Source organism: Martinezella sp. CNPSo 3890 (genome assembly GCF_057784455.1).
The window spans coordinates 180,470-199,965 of the sequence record NZ_JBXSOR010000012.1 but is presented as its reverse complement, the minus strand read 5'-3'; the positions used below and the strand labels follow the sequence as shown (position 1 = coordinate 199,965).

Genomic DNA, 19,496 nt, shown 5'->3' with positions numbered 1-19,496 from the left:
CATAAAATCGCAGCGCTTGTGCCCAGGCAAATAAAAAAGGCGGCCGAAGCCGCCTTTTCGTGTCTCATTTCATGCTGCAATTAACGGCGGTTACCGAGGAACTGCAGCAGGAACATGAACAGGTTGATGAAGTCGAGGTAGAGCGACAGGGCGCCCATGATCGCCTTGCGGCCGGCCACGGTCACGTCGTCGGCTTCGTAGTACATTTCCTTGATCCGCTGCGTATCGTAGGCGGTGAGGCCTGCGAAGATCAGGACGCCGATCACGGAGATGGCGAACTGCAGCGCGGACGAAGCCAGGAAGATGTTGACGAGCGTCGCAATGATCAGGCCGAAGAGACCCATCATCAGGAACGAACCCATCGCCGACAGGTCACGCTTGGCCGTGTAGCCGTAGAGCGACAGCGCGCCAAAGGAGGCGGCGGTCACGAAGAAGGTCTGCACGACGCTCTGGCCGGTGTAGATGATGAAGATCGACGACAGCGACAGGCCCACCAGCGCGGCGTAGACCCAGAAGGTCGTCGTCGCGGCGGCCACGCTCATGCGGTTGATCCTGAAGCTCAGGAAGAAGACCATCGCCAGCGGGGCGAGAATGACCACCCACTTCAGCGGGCTCAGATAGATCGCCTGGCCGAAGGCCGTGATCTGTCCGTTTGCGAAAGCGAGCGAGAAGGAGAGATAGGCGGCAACACCCGTGATCGCCAGACCCAGCGCCATCAGGTTATAGACCTTGAGCATGTAGGCTCGAAGGCCCTCGTCTATCATCGCACCGGATTGCGCACCGCTCTGCGCCCGGTTTTGGTAATTGCGAAAGTCAGCCATGTTTTCCTCTTTCAAGCTCCGATTTGATTACGGTGTCGGGTCTTTCAAGGCCCAGGCGCCGCTGCGGAGCTCAGCATGCCTGCACAGAATATGAGGCTTTCGGGCCTCATACACAAGGGTCTAGCAGTCGGGCCTGCGTTAAATCGATGTAATATCGAGCCGTTTTGCCGGCTTCCGGTTCGTCTCCGTAACGAATCAGAGTTCGCGTAGAACAGGCGCTGCTTTCTGCCCGAGAATCCGCCAAGTACCGATCAAGCCTATACCGACCGTCAAAATCAGCGCGATAACCAGCGTGGAGAAAGCGACATCGGGCAGGAAGGCAGAAGGGAGCCGCATGATACGGCTGACGATGTACCAGGCGGATGCGGAGCCGGCGATCAGCGCGAAGATGGCGGTTGCGGCGCCCAGGATCAGATATTCGTAGCTGAAGGCACGGATCAATGTTGCCCGCGTCGCGCCGAGCGTCTTGAGGATGACGGCGTCATGCGTGCGGGCGCGGTTGCCGGCCGCGAGTGCACCGGCCAGCACCAGCACCGAGGCGATGAGTGCGACAGAGGCGGCCGAACGAATGGCCGTCGCCAGCTGTCCCACGAGCGTGTTGACGACATCGAGCGCATCCTTGACGCGGACGCTTGTGATGGTCGGATAGGTATTGGTGACTTTCCTCAGGATCGCCGCTTCCTGTTCCGAGGTGGCGGAAGTGTCGGTCAGGGTCGCGAGCCAGGCGTGCGGAGCGCCCCTGAAGGTGTTGGGCGAGAAGATCATCACGAAATTGATCGACAGCGATTGCCATTGAACCTTGCGGAAGCTGGCGATCCTGGCGGTGACGTTGCGGCCAAGCACGTTGACGGTGACCTTGTCGCCGAGCTTCAGGCCGAGCGCCTTGCCTTCCTCTTCGGAAAAGGAGACCAGCGGTTCGCCGCTATAATCCTTGTCCCACCATTTGCCTTCCGTGACCGAGGCGTTTTCCGGCACTGTATCGGCATAGGTGATGCCGCGGTCGCCGCGCAGCACCCATTGGCCTGCGGCCGGCACCTTCATTTTGGTGACATCCTCGCCGTTGAAGGCGACGATCCGGCCGCGGAGCATTGGCGCCTCGACAAGCTTGCCCTTGGGGTCGATGTCGAGGACGATCTTGCGGAAGCCTTCCAGTTCCGGCCCCTGAATATCGACGAAGAAGAAGTTCGGCGCCTGTTCGCTCATGCGCCCCATCAGCTCGCGGCGCATATTCCCGTCGATCAGTGTCAAGGTCACCAGCAGCGCCAGCCCAAGGCCGAGCGACAGCACGACGGAGGAGGTGAGCGCGCCCGGCCGATGAATGTTGCCGATCGCGAGGCGTAGCGCGGGCGAGCGCACGCGCGGGCTGCGGCGGGCAAGCCAGGAGAGGAGGGCTGCCACCAGGCGCAGCACGACGAAAGCGCCAGCGATCGAGACGACGAAGACGACTGCGATGAAGCGGTCATAGGCGGTGACGATCGCCAGGGCTGCAAGTGCCGCCATTAGGACGCCGGTAGCCAGCAGATAGGGCCAGCCGGGTAGGCGTCGCGCTTCGAAGCCCTGCTCGCGAAACAGCGCCGTCGCCGGCACTTCGCGGGCATGGCCGAGCGGCGGAATGGCAAAGGCCAGTGTCGTCAGCAGGCCGAAGAGAGCGGCGAGCGTCAGAGCACCGGGATAGAGCCGCGGCGCGGTTGAAATCGGCAGGAATTCCGCCATGAATTGCGAAGCGATCATCGGCGCGATAGCGCCGAGGACGAGGCCAATTGCTATGCCGGCGAGTGCAATCACGGCGATCTGGATGAGATAGATCAGCACGACGACGAAGGCCGGCGCGCCGAGGCACTTGAAGGTGGCGATGGTCGTGCGCTTGGAATCGAGGAAGGTGCGCACGGCATTGGCAACGCCGACGCCGCCGACGATGAGCGCTGCGAGGCCGACGAGCGTCAGGAACTGCGAGAAGCGGGTGACGTTGTCGGCAAGCTGGGGTGCTGCGCGATCGCTGCTGCGGATCGACCAGCCGGCCTGAGGGAAGGCGGCATTGGCGCGCTCGGTGAGATTGCGGATGCCGGCCGCGGGATTGTCCATGCGGATTCGGTATGCCTGTTCGACCAGGCTGCCTGTCGTGATCAGGCCGGAAGCAATCAGGGCATTGCGGCTCGTGAGCAGGCGCGGCGCGAAGCCAAAGCCTTCAGATACCGCATCTGGCTCGCTTTCAACGGTGCCAGTAATGCGCAGCTTGGTGTTTCCAAGCAGCAGAGCGTCGCCGATCTTGAGGTTCAGGCGTTCGAGCAGCAGGGGAGCGACAACAGCGCCATAGGTGCCATCCTTGGCTGCAAGCAGCGTTGCGAGCGGCTGGTCCGGTTCCGCCTCGAATCTGCCGTAGAGCGGATAGGCATCGTCGACCGCCTTGACTTCGACGAGTGCCTGGTCCGAACCATCGGGCAGGCGCGACATGGAGCGCAAGCCAGTGGAACGGGAAACTTTCCCTAAGCTTTGGAGATAGGCGAATTCCTCCGGCGTTGCCTCGCGGTTGCGCAGTTCGAAGCGGGCGTCGCCCGCCAGTAGTGACTGGCCCTGCGTCGAGATCGCGTCGGTAATCGAGCGGGAAACGGAATTGACGGCGGCGATGGCACCGGTGCCGAGGGCGATGCAGGCGAGGAAGATGTAGAAACCGCCAAGGCCGCCGCGCAATTCGCGCATGGCAAGGCGGAAGGCAAGCGGCAGGCGCAGTCCCGCCGCGCTCATGCCATCGCCGCCTGGTTGGCGCGCGTGCGCATGCTGTCGCTCTCGATCTTGCCGGATCGGACGTGGATCTGGCGCGAGCAGCGGGCGGCAAGCGCCGGATCGTGAGTGACGAGCAGCATGGTCGTGCCGCGCTCGGCCTGCTGGGCAAAGAGCAGGTCGGCGATCTGCCGGCCGGTATCGGTGTCGAGATTGCCCGTCGGTTCGTCGGCAATCAGGACGGCGGGCGAAGGCGCCAGCGCACGGGCGATGGCGACGCGCTGCTGTTCGCCACCCGAAAGCTGGCCGGGATAGTGATTGAGCCTCTCGCCCAAGCCGACCGCTTCCAGCTCGCGCCGGGCTATGTCGAAAGCATCCCTGACATTGGCGAGCTCCAGCGGCACCGCGACGTTTTCGAGCGCCGTCATGTTGGCGATGAGATGGAAAGACTGAAAGACGATGCCGATATTGCGTCCGCGGAAATCGGCGATGCGATCTTCGCTGAGGCTATGCAGCGGCGTGTCGCGGATCAGAAGTTCGCCGCTGTCGAGCTTTTCGAGGCCGGCCAGCACCATCAGCAGCGTGGACTTGCCGGAGCCGGAGGGGCCGACGATGCCGACGGCCTCACCCTCCATGACGGTGAGATCGATGCCCTTCAGCACGTGGACGGAGGCGGCGGCATTGCCGAGTGTCAAATCCGCCTTCTTCAGCTCGATGATGGTTTTTGCCAATGCGAACGCCCTATATATCAGAGAACATCAGAGACAATGGCGGGCGCGACTTGGCCCGAGCAGCGAATTTAGGAAATGGATCATGGGTTTTAAAGTTGCTGCGCTTCACTTCGCTGTCATCACTTTCGGTCTTTTGTTTGGCGTAGTTCATGCCGCCGATGCACGCACCATTCAGCTGGTCGGCTTCGGCGATAGCCTGATGGCGGGCTATCAGCTGCCGCCGGGCGACGGCTTTCCCGCCAAGCTTGAGGCGGCGCTGAAGGCCAAGGGTTTGGATGTGGCGGTTGCCGATGCCGGTGTTTCGGGAGATACGACCTCCGGCGGCCTTTCGCGTATCGACTGGTCGGTGCCGGACGGCACGGATGGCGTGATCCTGGAACTCGGCGCCAACGATGCGCTGCGCGGCATTCCGCCGGAGCAGACGGAAAAGAACCTCGAGACCATGATCGAACGGTTGAAGGACAGAAAGATCCCGATGCTTCTCGTCGGCATGCTGGCGCCGCCGAACATGGGACCGGACTATGCCGATAAATTCAACCCGATCTACAAGCGTCTGGCCGACAAATACCAGCTTGCGCTCTATCCTTTCTTCCTCGACGGCGTCGCCACGCATGCCGATCTGCAGCTTTCGGACGGGATGCATCCGAACTCCAAGGGGGTCGATGTGATGGTCGAGCAAATGTTGCCGGCTGTTATCAGTTTTGTAGGGACGATTGACGCAGGTGCGAAATAGATGCTTGCACCGACTGCAAATGCGTGATTCCCTACCTATACCTGCAAGAGATTCGGGGAGTGCTCGTCATGCCGAGACTTTTTACCGCCCTCGAAATTCCGCGTAATGCGGCCATGAGCCTGTCATTGTTGCGCGGTGGTCTCCCGGGAGCCAGGTGGATCGACGTTGAAAATTATCACATCACCTTGCGCTTCATCGGCGATGTCGATGGCCGCACTGCGGATGAGATCGTCGACCGTCTGGACCGGATAGATCGGCCTGAATTCCAGCTTCGGCTGGAGGGCATCGGTTCCTTCGGCTCCAAGAAACCGCATTCGGTTTGGGCCGGGGTCTCGCAGACACCGGATATGTTCGCGCTGCAAGGCGAGATCGAGCGCATCTGCCAGCGCATCGGCCTGCAGCCGGACCCCCGCAAGTTCACGCCGCATGTGACGCTCGCCAGGCTGAAGTCCTCGCGGGTCGACGACGTGGTGCACTATCTCTCCGGCCGCGGCAATTTCTACACCGCTCCGTTTACGGTCGGGCGCTTCGTGCTTCTGTCCTCGCGCGAATCGGTCGGCGGCGGTCCCTATCTCACCGAAGAGATATTCCCGCTTCACGAGCCCCGCAGCACTTTCCCGGCTTTGGGTAACAGCGCGCTGCAGCCTGCCAAAAGCATGGTATAGACGGCTTCGAAATCCTCGCGGTCGCCATAGTAGGGATCGGGGATGTCCTTGTTGCTTCCGAGCGCCAGGGCATTGAAGAGATGCAGCTTGCCGAGCGCATCGGCAGGCGCCGACTTGCGCAAGTTCTTCAAATTGTCTTGATCCATTGCCAGGATCAGGTCGAACTTGCCGAAATCGGCTGACGCTATGCGCCGCGCGCGCTGGTCTGTGATATTGATTCCGTGGCCAGCTGCAACCGCGATCGAGCGGCGATCGGGGCGCTCTCCCTGATGCCAGCCGCCGGTGCCGGCCGAATCGATGTCGAATTCACCGCCACGGCCGGCCTTGCTTGCCAGATGCCTGAATATGCCTTCGGCGAGGGGCGACCGGCAGATATTGCCGGCGCAGACGAAAAGTATCCTGTGACGATCCATGCTATCGTTCAACCGCCAGAGCTTTCCGCTTTTCTTCCAAATGCGAAAACGCTCTATCCTTTTGCTTTTACGCAATTCCGGACGGAAAAACCGCTACGCAGTTTTCCTAGAATTGCTTTAGAGAGGAGTGACTTGTCATGAAATACGACAGACTTGACCGCGCGGCAATCGATGAAAATCTTGCGGAGCTTGGAGGCTGGGCGCTTGCGGATGACGGCCTTTCGATTTCGAAGACCTTCAAGTTCCGCAACTTCGTCGAGGCCTTCGGCTTCATGACGGAGGCCGCCCTTGCCGCCGAAAAATTCAACCACCATCCGGAATGGTTCAACGTCTATTCCCGCGTCGAGGTGAAGCTGACGACACACGATGCCGGCGGCCTGACCGACCATGACGTCAAGCTGGCGAAGGCGATGGAGAAGGCGGCCGCGCGCCGGATCGATTGAATCACGGCAGGCGATCACCATATGTTTACACGGCCCGGCCGACGGGCCTCGATTGAGGTGAATGGAATGGATGACATCAAGTACGGGGAAATCCTGATGCCTGGTGACGAAGAGACCCAAAAAGAGCAGGAGAAATCGGTGCGCAGAAAATTCTGGCCGACCTTGCGGAAGGCGGCTCGCCATATCCCGTTCTCGCGTGACGTCGTGGCCGCCTTCTATTGCGCACTCGACCCGCAGACGCCGACCCGCGTTCGCGGCATATTGCTGGCGGCGCTCGGCTATTTTGTCATGCCGGTCGATATTATCCCCGATTTCTTTGCCGTCATCGGCTTTTCCGATGATGTCGCGGTGCTGACGCTCGCCTTCAGCATGATCAGGGGCCATATCCGCCAGGAACATTACGACGCCGCCGATCGCGCGCTAGAGAACGAGCCCGAGTCTATGAAGACCGCCTGATGCTTGTTTTGCGGAGCCGATCTGAATCCTCTCGGGTTTCCAGAGATTTATGAGACCTCCCTGATTTTAGCGAGGTCAAATTCTTGCCCGAATCTTTCTGTCTTAAATCGAAGCTGCAGGGTGGTACTTCATCATCCGGGTTTTCCAATTCCTTCTGATGCGTTTCAAGCTTTGCGCGATAACTGGATTGAAATGGCACGGAGCCGGTGGCGGCAGCGCTCCGTTGACGGTTTGGTAACCTGAATAAAGTCAAAATAAGGCAGCTCACGAGCACAGGCGTGCGTCAAACGAATCGCCATGAGCTCTGGACCGCAAGAAATCGGCAGGAAACCATGTTTGTAAAAAGCTTCGCAATCGCCCTCTCGCTCGTTCTGGCCGGAACCGGCATAGCGTCCGCGCAGACCAAGAAGCAGACGCAGGCAGCGGCGCCAGCAGCGCCGGCGGCTCCGACGCGCATTCAGCAGTTCGACGCCTGGGGTGCCTATTCCTACCAGTCCGCCGGCGGTAAGGTATGTTACGTTCTTTCCGTGCCGACGGCCAAGGCGCCGCCGACGGGCATTGACCATGGCGACAATTTCTTCATCGTGTCGCAGCGTCCGGGCCAGAACATCTCTTATGAACCGCAGGCGATGATGGGCTATCCGCTCAAGGAGAACTCCAAGGTCAACGTCACCATCGACAACAAGACCTTCGTGATGTTCACCAAGGACAAGGCTGCCTGGGTCGAAAACGCCGCGCAGGAGCCGGCTCTGGTCGCGGCGCTGAAGTCAGGCCATTCGCTGAAGGTTTCGGCGACCTCGAAAAAGGGTACTGCCACTTCCTATACCTATTCATTGAAGGGTGTGACGGCTGCGCTGAAGCAGATCGAAAACTGCAAATAAGATCGAGGGCCGAAGGATCACGCAAATGTGATCTTCCTGCTGCCGCGATCGCAATGAGCAAGGCCGGTCAAGCCGACCGGCCTTTTGTTTTTGAAGACCAACCCTTGCTTTTGAGGGAAAGGGATGACGCGGGCGGAAATTAATGCTAAAGGCCGCGCCAACGATAGGTGTGCGGCAGATTGCTTGCCCCGCCACCGTATGAATCTTCAGATTTCCGTGCCTTGCCCGCATCCGCAGCTTTCGTCAGCTTTTGCGGCATCGCCGATGTGAACCGTTGGAACGATCCTATGTCCGCCACCGATGTCATAACCCCCTCCAGGCTCAAGCCGATGCCGGTATCGCAGCCCGTCGAGCTTTCGCCGAAGCCGTCGCTGATCGGCATGACACGCGAAGAGATGGGCGCGGCGCTCAAGGAAAAGGGCGTTGCCGACAAGCAGATCAAGATGCGTGTCAGCCAGCTTTGGAACTGGATCTATGTGCGCGGCGTCTCCGATTTCGACGCCATGGCCAATGTGTCGAAGGACATGCGCGAAATGCTGAAGGCGCATTTCACCATCGCGCGTCCCGAGATCGTCGAGGAGCAGGTTTCCAATGACGGCACCCGGAAATGGCTGCTGCGCTTCCCGCCGCGCGGCGCTGGCCGGCCGGTCGAGGTGGAAACCGTCTATATTCCGGAAGAGGGCCGCGGCACGCTCTGCATTTCCAGCCAGGTCGGCTGTTCGCTCACCTGTTCCTTCTGTCATACCGGTACGCAGCGCCTGGTGCGCAATCTGACGGCGGAAGAGATCCTGTCGCAGCTGCTCCTGGCGCGCGACCGGCTCGGCGATTTCCCGGACCGCGAAGCGCCGCAAGGGACGATCATGCCCGCCGAAGGCCGAAAGGTCAGCAATATCGTCATGATGGGCATGGGCGAGCCGCTCTACAATTTCGACAGCGTCAAGACGGCGCTGCTGATCGCCTCCGACGGCGATGGCCTGTCGCTCTCCAAGCGCCGTATCACGCTCTCCACATCAGGCGTCGTGCCGGAAATCTATCGCACCGGCGAAGAGATCGGCGTTATGCTGGCGATCTCGCTGCATGCGGTGCGCGACGATCTGCGCGACATGCTGGTGCCGATCAACAAGAAGTATCCGCTGAAGGAACTGATGGACGCTTGCCGCGCCTATCCGGGCCTGTCGAATGCACGGCGCATCACCTTCGAATATGTGATGCTGAAGGGCGTCAACGACAGCCTCGAAGACGCGAAGGGTCTGATCCAGCTGCTGAAGGGCATTCCAGCCAAGATCAACCTGATCCCCTTCAACCCGTGGCCCGGCACCAACTATCAGTGTTCCGATTGGGAGCAGATCGAGAAGTTCGCCGATTTCATCAATTCAGCCGGCTATGCCTCGCCGATCCGCACGCCGCGCGGGCGCGATATTCTCGCCGCCTGCGGTCAGCTGAAGTCGGAATCCGAGCGTATGCGCAAGACGGAGCGATTGGCCTTCGAAGCCATGATGATCGCCAATCACGGCGAGGACTGAGATCGATGCTCCTTGGACTGCGCAAGCCGATGCGCCTCTTGTGGGGCTATCTCGCCGCTTGCGCTCTCATGGGCTTTGTGCTCGCCTGCGCCGCCGTCTGGACCGTGCCGGAGACCGCGGCGCCCGAGCTCTTCGTTCTGACCATTGCGCTCACCAAGGTCGCGATGGTCGTCAGCATCCTGCCGTCTCTGGTGGTTATCCCCATTCTCGAATGGCGCGGCATGCGACGATGGTATGCTTATGCAATTTTCGGCGCGACCCTATCGGCAGTCGCGTCCGTCCTGATTTCGGGCGGCATGGAAAGGCCGCAGACCCTTAATCTGATCACCGTCGCGGTCTGCTTCGCATTCCTGGGCATGGCCAGCGCCACCGTTTACTGGTGGATTGCCGGCCGGTTTGCGGGGCAGTGGTCCGATCTCAACGAGCCTGAGTGAAGAAGATTTTCACCGCGAAAATCGAGAAGACGCTGGCGAAGGTGTAGTCCAGGCCGCGCATTACGCCGCGATTCCGTTGCAGCCAGGACGACAGGCCGTCCGCGGCAAGAACGACGAGCATATTCACCGGCATGCCGATGACGATGAAGAAGAAGCCGAGGAAGAGCAGCTTGTGCGTGACGGCAGGATCGCCTGATGTAACGAACTGCGGCAGAAAGGTCATGAAGAAGATGATGACCTTCGGGTTCAGCAGGTTGACCCAAAAGCCGTTGGAGATGTTTGCAAGCGGTGTTCCGCCGATGGTATCGACCTTCTTGACCGATAGGCTGGAACCGAAACGGATCGCCTGGATTGCCAGCCACAGCAGATAGGCAGCGCCTCCAGTCTTCAGCACCGTGAAGGCAACGGGCGAAGCCGTAATCAGCGCCGAAATGCCGAAAGCCACCAAGCAGGTATGGACGACGACGCCGAGGGTGGTGCCGAGCACGACGAACAGCGCCGCCTTCTTTCCCTGTGCGAGAGCGCGGCTGATCGACAGCGTCATGTCGGGACCAGGCGTCATGGCAAGCAGGAGGCTCGCTGCGGAAAAGGCGAGGAGGGTCGGCAGGCTGGGTATGAAGTCCACGGGGCGCTCCGAAAGCCGGGTAGGGTTCCGTCTGTTCTTACCCGGCTTCCGGCGGATTGCAAATCAATCCTTCTTTTCGAGGAAGGCCCTGAATTGATCGGCATAGTCCGGATGCCAGCGCGACAGCGGCGGCCGGTTCTCGACGATATCGCCGGCGGCCCAAAGCATGCGGCGCTCATCGACCGGCCGGGCGACGTCATTATCGGGGCAGAGAATATAGAAATCGCCGCGTTTTAGGCTTTCCATCATGAACTCGACAGTCTGTTCCGGCGTCCAGGCGCCTGCCGGTTTTTCCCTGCGATCGCCTTTGGTCAGGCCTGTGAAGACGAAGCCGGGAATAAGGAGATGGGCTGAAATCTTGGCGCCCTCCGTATTGCGCAGTTCGTGCTGCAGCGCTTCGGTAAAGACCTTCACGCCCGCCTTCGAGACATTGTAGGCGGGATTGCCGGGTGGCGTGGTGATGCCCTGTTTCGAGCCGGTGTTGATGATCAGGCCTGGTTCCCCATGCGCGATCATGCCCGGCCCGAAGACGCGCGTGCCGTTGATGACGCCAAGCAGATTGACGCCGAGAATCGCATCCCATTCTGCCTGGGCGCTGAAAACAGAGGTTTGCGGGCCGATGCCGGCATTGTTCATCAACACATGTACGCGGCCGAAACGCTGCAGGACTGCGCGCTCCAGCGCTTCCAGCGCGTCTTTGCTGGCGACATCGGTCTCGATGGCCATGACATGCTCTTCGCCTGCACTCATCTTGAGTTCAGCGCTCGCCTCCGCCAGTCGGTCGCCCCCGAGGTCGGCGATAACGACGCTCATGCCCAGCGAGGCGAAATGTTTTGCTGCGGCAAAGCCGATGCCGGATGCACCTCCGGTGATGACGGCAACATTGGATTTCTTGAAAATGTCTTGAATATCGGTCACGAGCGGCGCCCTCCTTGAGCGTCTTTTGAATACTGGCAGATATGATCCCTCAATTTGATGTGTCAAATCGAAATCGCCAATTCATCACATAGCCCCTGCTTGCAACGCAATGACATGCGCACCGACGCTTTCATTGCCTATTGGCGGCATCTATACTGACGTAGATATGGAGACAGGTATGGCCGGTGATAAGCAGCTCGATAGGGCAACGATAGAGGATGCGTTCGACGCCATCGGCAATCTGGCAGCAGAGCGAGGCATCATTCTCGACATGGCTATCTATGGCGGCTCCTGCCTAGTGCTGGCGTCGGATATCCGACAATCATCGGAAGACGTCGATGCCGTTTATCTCAATCACCAGGACAAAGCGCGAGACGTCGTCGAAGCTGTCACACGGCGGAGGCAACTTCCGTCAGACTGGTTGAACCAAGCCGCAAAACAATTCGCGCCGCCGCGCGGCAATCCGGCGCCAAACCTGTTGCAGTTTAGAGATTACCCACGAGACAGCTCAGCTATCGGCCTGCGCATTTTTACTCCGACGCCGGAATATCTGCTTGCGATGAAGATCCTCGCCAATCGCGCCGACGATGATGGGAAGAAACTGACCGACAGTTCCGACGCGCTGTCGCTGATGGCCATCACCGGCATCGACACGTTCGATAAGATTGTCGATCTTATGAGGCAGTGTTACCCTAATATTCCCGGTATTGTTACACCGGTGGTTTCGACACGAATGAAGCTCAAGATTCAGAGCCTGGTGGATGATTACAGTGCCACAAGCCGAGAGCAGCCGACATGGAACGCTGGCAGAGGCGGTCCGCTCGCACCTTGAGACGGGTAGTGCGTTTCGCTTTCATCTCGCAAGCTTTCTCGATGATTTCTATAGTGATCGTACCGCTACTGATCGACGCGCGCGTGTTGAGGACGAAGTCCCGTTGACGGGTGACGAAAGGTTCGATGCCCTCATGGGCGCCATCGCCGAGCATCTTTGCCGGAGATGGCAATTGGGTCGAGCTCCGGAATGGACGGAAAATCCCCTACGTTTTCTCAAGCGCCCGTGGTTTCTCGGTTCGGAAAGAATGAAATCGGTCTATTTGGTGGAAAGCCCTAGTGCTTATCGGAGAAGGTTTATTTTTACGGAAATGGAGCCTCTTCGCCGGGCGAGAATGCCGAAGGACGCGATGTGGTGGCAGGCTGAGACGATAAGAACGGGGCTCACGCCGATGCCAGACGAAATAGAGCATACATCCTGAAACCGTCGTCCTCGCATGCCGATTGGCAATGCCCGCCGCCGCGCTTCCCCTTGCGCCGCACGATAATCTCGCTAAAAGTTCCGCGATACAGCTTTGCGGGCCTTTCCCCTGGCCCGCCTCGAAACGGAACTCATCATGGCATCACATAAAGACGTGAAGAAAGTCGTTCTCGCCTATTCCGGCGGTCTCGACACCTCGATTATCCTGAAGTGGCTGCAGACGGAGCTCGGCGCCGAAGTGGTCACCTTCACCGCCGATCTCGGCCAGGGCGAAGAGCTGGAGCCGGCGCGCAAGAAGGCCGAAATGCTCGGCATCAAGGAAATCTATATCGAGGATGTGCGCGAGGAATTCGTGCGCGATTTCGTCTTCCCGATGTTCCGCGCCAATGCCGTCTATGAAGGCGTCTACCTGCTCGGCACCTCGATTGCCCGTCCGCTGATCTCCAAGCACCTGATCGAGATCGCCAGGAAGACCGGCGCCGATGCCATCGCCCACGGCGCGACCGGCAAGGGCAATGACCAGGTTCGCTTCGAGCTTTCGGCCTATGCGCTGAACCCGGATATCAAGATCATTGCGCCATGGCGCGACTGGTCGTTCAAGAGCCGTACCGACCTCCTCGAATTCGCCGAGAAGCACCAGATTCCGGTTGCCAAGGACAAGAAGGGCGAAGCGCCTTTCTCCGTCGACGCCAACCTTCTGCACTCCTCGTCCGAAGGCAAGGTTCTGGAAAACCCGGCGCAGGAAGCGCCGGAATATGTGCACATGCGCACGATCTCGCCGGAAGCCGCTCCCGACAAGGCCACCATCATCAAGATCGGCTTCGAAAAGGGTGATGCCGTTTCGATCAATGGCGAGCGCCTGAGCCCGGCGACCTTGCTTGCGAAGCTGAACGAGTATGGCCGCGACAACGGCATCGGCCGTCTTGATCTCGTCGAGAACCGTTTCGTCGGCATGAAGTCCCGTGGCGTCTACGAGACCCCCGGCGGCACGATCCTGCTCGCGGCCCATCGCGCCATCGAATCCATCACGCTCGATCGCGGTGCCGCACACCTGAAGGACGAGCTGATGCCGCGCTATGCCGAGCTGATCTATTACGGCTTCTGGTTCTCGCCGGAGCGTGAGATGCTGCAGGCCCTCATCGACAAGAGCCAGGAACATGTCGAAGGCGAAGTGACGCTGAAGCTCTACAAGGGCAATGTCATGGTCATCGGCCGCGAAAGCCCGAAATCGCTTTATTCCGACAAGCTGGTCACCTTCGAAGACGACCAGGGCGCCTACGACCAAAAGGATGCGGCCGGCTTCATCAAGTTGAACGCGCTGCGCCTGCGCACGCTCGCCAAGCGCAACCTGTCGAAGTAAGGTATGAAATGAGAAATGGCCCGCTTCCGATCGCCGGAGGCGGGCTTCCTTTTTCCAGGATGGCGGCCTGGAATTAATCCACCGGCCTCAATTCCCGTTCGACTTCTGCAGGTGCTTCGGCCTTCTGAAGATTGCTGCGGAAAGCGCAGAGCGCATCATGCAGTTGCACTTGAAGATCCTCGCCGAAGCCCTGCGTCGCATTGCGCTCGACTTCGCAGACTTCACGGTCGATCTGCCGAAGCTTCGCGTCGGCAGATTCCGAAAGCACGATCCGCTTGGCGCGGCGATCGAGTGGGTCCGGCTGTCGTTCGATCAAGCCGCGTGCCTGCAGCTTGTCCAAAAAGGCGCTGACCGTCATCGGCTCCAGCCCCATCCGGGAGGCGATGTCGAGTTGGCGGCTGCCATTGATGGCGGCGACCTGCATCAGCGTCCGTGCTTCACCCGCCGTCAGCCCGAGCCCAGCGACAAGAATGCGTCGCTCGAAGGCCGCCCTGATCAGTCGGGCGCAATCGCTCACAAGAAAGGCGAGCGAATCCGTATTAATCCTGCTGTTCATAAGCGCTTCCCTACCTACGCTCTTTGTTTTTGGGCCCCACTACGTTCTTATTGATTTCATCCCACGAACACAACGGCTTCCTGGAACTTAAAACGGCCAGCTGCTTGACCGGCTTCCACAGATTGCTACTCTCGCGCGATCACCAGCGGGATCACTCATCATGACGCAATCGCTCGTTGTCGGCGCCTTCCTCGCCGCGCTTTTCTATGTGCTTATTCCCGGTCCTGCCTTTCTGGCACTCCTCGGCATAGGTGCCGGCCAGGGCCGCAAGGCGGGTGCATTCTTCGTCAGCGGCCATCTGCTCGGCGATCTCGTCTGGTCGACGCTGGCCTTGGTCGCCATCGTCGGCGCCAAGACCATCGGCACCTTCGTCTTCGACCTGCTCGGTTTGCTGTGCGGCTTCTATCTCGCCTGGATCGGCTGGAGTGCCGTCACCGCCAAGCCGAAAGGTGACGGCAAGGCGCTCGTCAATGTCGACCGCCCGTTCCGTCGCGGCCTGATCTTCGGCGTCACCAATCCGAAGGGATATCCCGTTGCGCTGGCGACATTCACGGCCCTTGTCGCGGGCTCCGCCGGCGCATTGACCTTCAGCGCGCTGCCGCTGCTACTCATCGTTTCCTTCGCCGGCTTCATAACGGCCGACCTCATTCTTATCAGCATCATCGGCGCGGGTGCCGTGCGGCGTTTCTATCGTGCGCATGAGCGGCTGATCGTGCGCTGCTCCGGCGTGCTTTTCATGGGTTTTGCAGTGCAGGCGCTGTGGCACGCCACGCCCGGCCTGCTCGGCTGGCGCAAGGCCTGATCCCGCTCATCAATTTGTTCGCCCCTCGCCATACCAATTCGGCGGGGCTAGCCTTATATCGTGCTTCGGTCAGATGTCTGTCGAAAGGATGCCCCGCATGTCTTCCCTTACCGCCGTCAATCCCGCGCTCACCGAATGGACCGGACATCAGGGGCTGCCGCGTTTCGATGCGGTAAAGGATACGGATTTTGCTCCCGCCTTCGATGCGGCGCTTGCGTCGCACGAGGCCGAGATCGACGCGATCGCCGGCAACAGCGACGCGCCGACCTTTACCAATACCGTGACCGCGCTCGAAATCGCCGGCGATGAGCTCTCGCGCATCTCCGCGCTGTTCTGGAACAAGGCCGGCGCTCATACCAACGAGACCATCCAGGCGCTGGAGCGTGAGATCGCGCCGAAGATGGCGCGGCATTATTCGAAGATCGGCACGAACGCGGCGCTTTTTGCCCGTCTCGATGCGCTTTGGGAAAGCCGCGAAACCCTCGGACTGACGCTGGAAGAAACCCGCGTGCTGGAGCGGCACTGGAAGGGCTTCGTCAAGGCCGGTGCCAAGCTGCCGAAGCCTGAGCAGGAGCGCCTGTCCGCCATCAACGAGAAGCTTGCCGGCCTCGGCGCGCAATTCGGACAGAACGTCCTGGCGGATGAAAAGAGCTGGGCGCTGCTTTTGTCGGAAGAGGCCGATCTTGCCGGTCTTCCCGACTATCTGCGCGAGGCAATGGCAGCGGCTGCGCGCGAACGCGGCGAGGAGGGCAAATATGCCGTCACCCTGTCGCGCTCGATCATCGAGCCGTTCCTGACGTCTTCCGAGCGCCGCGATCTGCGCGAGCAGGCCTTCAGTGCCTGGGTGGCGCGGGGCGCCAATGGCGGCAAAACCGACAATCGTGAGATCATTCGCGAGACTCTGGCACTGAGAGCAGAGAAAGCGAAGCTGCTCGGCTATGCCAATTTCGCCGAACTCAAGCTTGATAATACCATGGCGAAGACGCCTGATGCGGTGAACGATCTCCTGATGACCGTTTGGGGCAAGGCGGCCGCGCGCGCAGCAGAGGAAGAAAGGGATATTGCGGCGCTGATCGCTGAGGAAGGCCGCAACCATGAGGTCATGCCCTGGGATTGGCGGCACTATGCCGAGAAGATCCGGACCCGGAAGTTCGATTTCTCCGAAACCGAATTGAAGCCCTATCTGCAGCTCGAAAAGATCATTGCCGCCTGCTTCGATGTTGCCGGTCGCCTGTTCGGCATCAAGGCTGTCGAGCAGAAGGGCGTTCCCGCCTACCACCCCGATGTGCGCGTCTTCGAGATCCGCGACCGCTCCGACAAGCTCGTCGCCCTCTTTCTCGGCGATTACTTCGCCCGCAGCTCGAAGCGCTCCGGCGCCTGGATGAGCTCATTTCAATCGCAGCATAATCTGCCGCTGAAGAACGGCCATGTCGGCGAGCTGCCGATCATCTATAATGTCTGCAACTTCGCCAAGCCGGCGGAAGGCCGGCCGGCGCTGCTGTCGCTCGACGATGCCCGCACGCTGTTCCACGAGTTCGGCCATGCCCTGCACGGCATGCTGTCCAACGTCACCTATCCCTCCGTTTCGGGCACCGGGGTTTCCCGCGATTTCGTCGAACTGCCATCGCAGCTCTACGAACACTGGCTGACTGTGCCCGCCATCCTCAAGGAATATGCCGTCCACTACGAGACCGGCGCGCCGATCCCGCAGGCACTGCTCGACAAGGTTCTGGCGGCCCGCACTTTCAATGCCGGTTTCAATACGGTGGAATTCACCTCCTCGGCTCTGGTCGATATGGCGTTTCACACGCGCGGCGCCGTTGAGGATCCGATGGCGGTACAAGCGCAGGTGCTTGCGGAGATCGGCATGCCGAAATCCATCGTCATGCGCCATGCGACGCCCCATTTCCAGCATGTGTTTTCCGGCGACGGCTATTCGGCCGGCTACTATTCCTACATGTGGTCGGAAGTGCTCGATGCCGATGCCTTCGCCGCCTTCGAGGAAACCGGCGATGCCTTCAATCCGGATATGGCTGCGAAACTCAAAGGCAACATCTACTCCGTCGGTGGCTCGATCGATCCGGAAGATGCCTATAAGGCTTTCCGCGGCAAGCTGCCGAGCCCGGATGCGATGCTGAAGAAGAAGGGGCTGGCGGCCTGATTTAACTGCCGGACACGAGCGTTCGGATGCCGGATGCTCCAGCTAGCCCTGCCGTCGGTTATTAGCCTTGGGCCAAAGCCGCACAAGATAGCAATCATCCCCGTCGAGCCCGTCTTCGCTAAGGGTATCGAGGCCGAATATGCTAACGCGCACGCCGAGCGGTCCCGCTTTTACTGGAAGGCGGGGAGCGTCTGGTTCGTAATCAGTCAATCCGGCCAATACGAGCTGGCCTGAGGGGCAGTCGAACTCGGCTTCGGCTACATGCTTTTCAGCGTCCAGCTCGGCAGCAGGGCGTTGATCGTGCCATTCGACGCTGACTGGCACGGTCATATTGCGCGCTGTATGGAGGATGATTGCGTAGGGTGCGACGGTAAGGCGACGCGCCAGCGACTCATCCGTGTAATTATCCGGTAGGTCGGGATGGGCTTCGTCGCGCAGATATATCTGGAAGTAATCGGCAAAAAAATCGCCCTGATACAGGATCTTAAACATGTGTGCCTCGGCGAGCTGGCAGTTGTTTTTCGGGCGGAGTGAAATTGGCATATCAGTAGCCCGAAGGCCAGCTTACCCCCGATTTATGTGACCGCGTTTCGTCTGGATCGGTTTTGCCTGTTGGTCAGGATTTATCCGAAAGCAAAGCCAACAGCTCAGCCAATTGTCCGGCTTGTGCATCGCCCAGCTTATTGCCCACATGGCGTTGAAGTGCCGAGGCATAGACTGCCCACATGCGGCTGCGCATGGCGCTTCCTGCTTCGGTGATAACGACCCAGCGGCCCCGGCCGTCTTCGGAAAATATTTCGCGATGAACAAGACCGGCCTTTTCCATCCGGTCGAGAAGGCGGGAGAGATTATGCTGGGCGAGGAGCGTACGCTCCTCGATCTCGTAGGGGCGCAACTTTCCTTCGGTGGCCTGCGTCAGCTCCCATAGAACGTCGTACCAGCCAAGTGGCGGCAGGCCGGCTAACTTCAAATCCTGCTCGATCGCCGCAAGGACGATCTGTTGGGTGCGCATGAGGCGTACCCATGCTCGCATCACTGCGGCGGAGGGCTTTAAAGGGGTAACATCTGAACAATCGGACATGGATGCAATTACATCTATGTTGACCGGGCTGGCAAGCCTGGATATAGATGCAATTACATCTATCTTGAACTCGACCCAGGAGATTTGATCGTGTCCGACGCAAAACTGGTCCTTATCAGCCATTACCTTTGCCCCTACGTCCAGCGAGCAGCCATCACACTTGCTGAAAAGGCCGTGCCATTTGAGATCCGCTATGTCGACCTGTCGGCAAAGCCCGACTGGTTTCTGGCTATTTCCCCGCTCGGCAAAGTTCCGTTGCTGATCGTGCGGCAGGAGGACGGAGTGGAAACGGCTTTATTCGAAAGCGCGGTGATCTGCGAATATCTCGAGGAAACCCAACCCGGCGCTCGGCTTCACCCGACCGATCCGCTCGCGCGTGCCCGCCATCGCGGCTGGATGGAATTCGGTTCTTCCATTCTTTCAGATTTGTGGGGGTACGAGACAGCCAGGGACGAAGGGACCTATGAGGCCAAGCGTAAGGCGCTGATCGATAAATTTGCTCGTGTCGAGGCGGAATTGGGAAACGGTCCCTTTTTTGCCGGACAGGCATTCAGCCTCGTCGATGCAGTTTTTGCGCCGATCTTCCGTTACTTCGATGTGTTCGATACCATCACATCGACTGGCGTTTTTGACGGCCTACCGCGTGTCAAGGCATGGCGCACAGAGCTGGCATCGCGGCAAAGCGTGCGAGGTGCAGTGACGCACGACTATCCCGAGCGCCTGAAGGCTTTCCTGCTCAATCATGATGCGTTCTTACTGAAACATGCCGCCTGACGGGATTGCGCAAATCCCGATCGAGGCGATTGCGTGCATCTGAACTGGCGACGTGGTAGAAGAGAGTGCGCCTGTCTGAGCGTGTAAGACTGATGTGTGAGGCACGAAAAGCCGGCATTCAGCCCCTTTCTTGCCTCCCCCCTTTCGCA

General features: G+C 59.8%; 21 protein-coding genes. 12 read left to right on the top strand and 9 right to left on the bottom strand.

The window, feature by feature from the left end; all coding sequences use genetic code 11:
* Positions 1–80 precede the first annotated feature (80 nt).
* The 3 genes from AC13RC_RS24620 to AC13RC_RS24610 form a co-directional block, all read right to left on the bottom strand.
* Entirely contained in the window at positions 81–821 is a 741-nt protein-coding gene (locus tag AC13RC_RS24620) for a Bax inhibitor-1/YccA family protein (RefSeq protein WP_113330736.1), read from the bottom strand.
* Positions 822–1,016: 195 nt separating this feature from the next.
* Complete coding sequence (locus AC13RC_RS24615; RefSeq protein WP_488558700.1) at positions 1,017–3,563, bottom strand: ABC transporter permease; 2,547 nt, start codon at positions 3,561–3,563, stop codon at positions 1,017–1,019.
* On the bottom strand, positions 3,560–4,270 hold the full coding sequence (locus AC13RC_RS24610) for an ABC transporter ATP-binding protein (RefSeq protein ID WP_152095799.1): 711 nt from the start codon (positions 4,268–4,270) through the stop codon (positions 3,560–3,562). The genes AC13RC_RS24615 and AC13RC_RS24610 overlap by 4 nt, the downstream gene beginning before the upstream one ends.
* A gap of 82 nt (positions 4,271–4,352) precedes the next feature.
* Between AC13RC_RS24610 and AC13RC_RS24605 the strand changes: the two genes are divergently transcribed.
* Both AC13RC_RS24605 and thpR read left to right on the top strand, forming a co-directional pair.
* Positions 4,353–5,003 (top strand): arylesterase, encoded by a 651-nt coding sequence (locus tag AC13RC_RS24605; protein WP_488558699.1) that lies wholly within the window; start codon positions 4,353–4,355, stop codon positions 5,001–5,003.
* Positions 5,004–5,071: 68 nt separating this feature from the next.
* Positions 5,072–5,668: an RNA 2',3'-cyclic phosphodiesterase gene (thpR, locus tag AC13RC_RS24600; RefSeq protein WP_069613347.1), complete on the top strand. Its 597-nt coding sequence runs from the start codon at positions 5,072–5,074 to the stop codon at positions 5,666–5,668.
* Here the strand turns inward: thpR and AC13RC_RS24595 are convergent.
* Positions 5,599–6,081, bottom strand: a complete 483-nt coding sequence (locus AC13RC_RS24595; RefSeq protein ID WP_113354341.1) for a low molecular weight protein-tyrosine-phosphatase — start codon at positions 6,079–6,081, stop codon at positions 5,599–5,601. The genes thpR and AC13RC_RS24595 overlap by 70 nt on opposite strands.
* Positions 6,082–6,218: 137 nt before the next feature.
* Here AC13RC_RS24595 and AC13RC_RS24590 point away from each other — a divergent pair, with 137 nt between their 5' ends.
* The 5 genes from AC13RC_RS24590 (at position 6,219) to AC13RC_RS24570 (ending at position 9,818) form a co-directional block, all read left to right on the top strand.
* Positions 6,219–6,524 carry a 4a-hydroxytetrahydrobiopterin dehydratase gene (locus AC13RC_RS24590; RefSeq protein WP_113354340.1) on the top strand — a complete coding sequence of 102 codons (306 nt, stop codon included), beginning with the start codon at positions 6,219–6,221 and terminating at the stop codon, positions 6,522–6,524.
* 66 nt (positions 6,525–6,590) lie between these two features.
* Complete coding sequence (locus tag AC13RC_RS24585) at positions 6,591–6,980, top strand: YkvA family protein (protein ID WP_113330730.1); 390 nt, start codon at positions 6,591–6,593, stop codon at positions 6,978–6,980.
* Between the two features lie 332 nt (positions 6,981–7,312).
* Positions 7,313–7,861 (top strand): invasion associated locus B family protein, encoded by a 549-nt coding sequence (locus AC13RC_RS24580; RefSeq protein ID WP_069613351.1) that lies wholly within the window; start codon positions 7,313–7,315, stop codon positions 7,859–7,861.
* A gap of 287 nt (positions 7,862–8,148) precedes the next feature.
* A complete protein-coding gene (rlmN, locus tag AC13RC_RS24575) occupies positions 8,149–9,384 on the top strand; it encodes a dual-specificity RNA methyltransferase RlmN (protein WP_113330729.1) in 1,236 nt (411 codons plus the stop codon).
* Positions 9,385–9,389: 5 nt separating this feature from the next.
* The gene (locus AC13RC_RS24570; RefSeq protein WP_488558698.1) at positions 9,390–9,818 is read left to right on the top strand and encodes a hypothetical protein; all 429 of its coding nucleotides are present in this window, start codon (positions 9,390–9,392) and stop codon (positions 9,816–9,818) included.
* Here AC13RC_RS24570 and AC13RC_RS24565 read toward each other — a convergent pair.
* Complete coding sequence (locus AC13RC_RS24565; protein WP_113330727.1) at positions 9,802–10,443, bottom strand: LysE family translocator; 642 nt, start codon at positions 10,441–10,443, stop codon at positions 9,802–9,804. The genes AC13RC_RS24570 and AC13RC_RS24565 overlap by 17 nt on opposite strands.
* A gap of 63 nt (positions 10,444–10,506) precedes the next feature.
* On the bottom strand, positions 10,507–11,361 hold the full coding sequence (locus tag AC13RC_RS24560) for an SDR family NAD(P)-dependent oxidoreductase (RefSeq protein WP_488558697.1): 855 nt from the start codon (positions 11,359–11,361) through the stop codon (positions 10,507–10,509).
* A gap of 133 nt (positions 11,362–11,494) precedes the next feature.
* On the opposite strand from AC13RC_RS24560, the gene AC13RC_RS24555 reads away from it, so the two are divergent.
* Positions 11,495–12,193, top strand: a complete 699-nt coding sequence (locus AC13RC_RS24555; RefSeq protein WP_488558696.1) for a hypothetical protein — start codon at positions 11,495–11,497, stop codon at positions 12,191–12,193.
* Between the two features lie 556 nt (positions 12,194–12,749).
* On the top strand, positions 12,750–13,973 hold the full coding sequence (locus AC13RC_RS24550; RefSeq protein WP_069613430.1) for an argininosuccinate synthase: 1,224 nt from the start codon (positions 12,750–12,752) through the stop codon (positions 13,971–13,973).
* 73 nt (positions 13,974–14,046) lie between these two features.
* On the opposite strand, the gene AC13RC_RS24545 is transcribed toward AC13RC_RS24550, so the two are convergent.
* Entirely contained in the window at positions 14,047–14,529 is a 483-nt protein-coding gene (locus AC13RC_RS24545; RefSeq protein WP_113330724.1) for a MarR family winged helix-turn-helix transcriptional regulator, read from the bottom strand.
* A gap of 160 nt (positions 14,530–14,689) precedes the next feature.
* Here AC13RC_RS24545 and AC13RC_RS24540 point away from each other — a divergent pair, with 160 nt between their 5' ends.
* Entirely contained in the window at positions 14,690–15,331 is a 642-nt protein-coding gene (locus AC13RC_RS24540) for a LysE family translocator (RefSeq protein WP_488494256.1), read from the top strand.
* A 97-nt stretch (positions 15,332–15,428) separates the two neighbouring features.
* Positions 15,429–17,492 carry a M3 family metallopeptidase gene (locus AC13RC_RS24535; RefSeq protein WP_488558695.1) on the top strand — a complete coding sequence of 688 codons (2,064 nt, stop codon included), beginning with the start codon at positions 15,429–15,431 and terminating at the stop codon, positions 17,490–17,492.
* A gap of 42 nt (positions 17,493–17,534) precedes the next feature.
* On the opposite strand, the gene AC13RC_RS24530 is transcribed toward AC13RC_RS24535, so the two are convergent.
* Both AC13RC_RS24530 and AC13RC_RS24525 read right to left on the bottom strand, forming a co-directional pair.
* A complete protein-coding gene (locus AC13RC_RS24530; RefSeq protein WP_488558694.1) occupies positions 17,535–17,984 on the bottom strand; it encodes a hypothetical protein in 450 nt (149 codons plus the stop codon).
* 124 nt (positions 17,985–18,108) lie between these two features.
* Positions 18,109–18,573 (bottom strand): MarR family winged helix-turn-helix transcriptional regulator, encoded by a 465-nt coding sequence (locus AC13RC_RS24525; protein ID WP_488558709.1) that lies wholly within the window; start codon positions 18,571–18,573, stop codon positions 18,109–18,111.
* Positions 18,574–18,663: 90 nt separating this feature from the next.
* Between AC13RC_RS24525 and AC13RC_RS24520 the strand changes: the two genes are divergently transcribed.
* A complete protein-coding gene (locus AC13RC_RS24520) occupies positions 18,664–19,347 on the top strand; it encodes a glutathione S-transferase family protein (RefSeq protein WP_488558693.1) in 684 nt (227 codons plus the stop codon).
* Positions 19,348–19,496 lie beyond the last annotated feature (149 nt).